Genomic DNA, 1,291 nt, shown 5'->3' with positions numbered 1-1,291 from the left:
ATCCCAAACATTGGAATTGAAGATGTCTTTTTTACTAAAAATACTAATTTTCAAGATTTTGTAGCGAAAAGCAACAGCTAAACAATAAATACCGATCCTTAGCGGTAGTTTTTAGTTAGCGTAATTGAAATGTTGTGTTTGACTCAAAGGATAAAGGGTGAAACGATCACTTTCTAAATCAGCTTTGTGCATATCTAAAGCTGTGATCTGACTATCTTCATACGTCTTATAATATAAGATCCCTTTATCTTTGTTATAACAAGCAGAATAGATCGTATATTCATACTTTCCTTCGCTCACTTCACAACAGCCTCGTTGTTGTTCGATCGCACTTAAGATATGGAAAACTTGGCTGACGCTGGAACTTTCATCTGGTTCACAAACCGAATGTGCTTTAACAAAAGCTGCTTTGACAAAACGTGAGCTCGAAGTCAGGTCGCCTGGAAGACCTAAAGTTCCCATCCCCCGACTGTATGCTGGTAGCTCGACCGTCGGAGCAAAAGTATTTTCAGGTGTTTTAGCCGATAAGCCTCGGTAATTGTTCAAATTAAAGAGTTGCTTATCAAATGTTGGATTATTGGTCATCACACCAACGGGATCATCGTATACTTTCATCCCATCAGCCAAATTTTCGACCACGATCGTATTATCTTCACTGTCACTGATGATCCAGTGCAATGGAGATAAAGGTAGATCAGCCCTAAATGCTTCATTGACCAAGTTGATCTTAGTCAACATTTGCTTAGCTTCAGCCACATTTTTACATTGACCTAAAATATATGGGATAAATTCAAATGGTGTCACATTATCCATCTCAGGATCAAAGTCATAAAAAACGGCATTGCCTTCAAAGTTCAAGCCCGCCATCGCTAAGCCATGCTCGTTGACAGCATCATAAAGAAGAGGCGTGTCGTCAAAAACAGACGTCAAGCCGACCATGGCATAGTGTTTGCTCAAAGCCGGTAATTTTCGCAATTCAAAAACATAATTCCGTGGGATAATAACAGCTTTTTCACCATAAGAGAACTCATAGTCAAAATTTCTCCCCAAATAGTGATCCTTTGTTTTAAATGATACTGCAGTACACATATCTATCTCGCTTCTTTCTGTAATTTAGCTAGAGTTTTTTCGATCCAGCAAATAATATTTTGAACTCCTTGATTATCTTTTAGATCAGTCATCAAGATCAGCGCTTGTCGCTGTTTAGCTGCTATTTCAGTCCGTAACTTAGCCAGATCAACTCCACGATATGTAGCTAGATCGATCTCATTTACTAAAAACAAGTCAGCAC

Annotated in this window: 1 protein-coding gene and 1 pseudogene; both read right to left on the bottom strand. The window is 38.6% G+C overall.

Annotated elements, in window-relative coordinates; genetic code table 11:
* Positions 1-111 precede the first annotated feature (111 nt).
* The gene (gene bsh, locus LMU01S_RS10005; protein ID WP_056959219.1) at positions 112-1,089 is read right to left on the bottom strand and encodes a choloylglycine hydrolase; all 978 of its coding nucleotides are present in this window, start codon (positions 1,087-1,089) and stop codon (positions 112-114) included.
* A gap of 2 nt (positions 1,090-1,091) precedes the next feature.
* A pseudogene (locus tag LMU01S_RS10590) lies at positions 1,092-1,291 on the bottom strand (hypothetical protein); the annotation flags it as partial.

The sequence above is a fragment of the Ligilactobacillus murinus DSM 20452 = NBRC 14221 genome (assembly GCF_001591685.1).
GTDB lineage: Bacteria > Bacillota > Bacilli > Lactobacillales > Lactobacillaceae > Ligilactobacillus > Ligilactobacillus murinus.
This window is presented reverse-complemented; position numbering and strand designations above follow the sequence as displayed.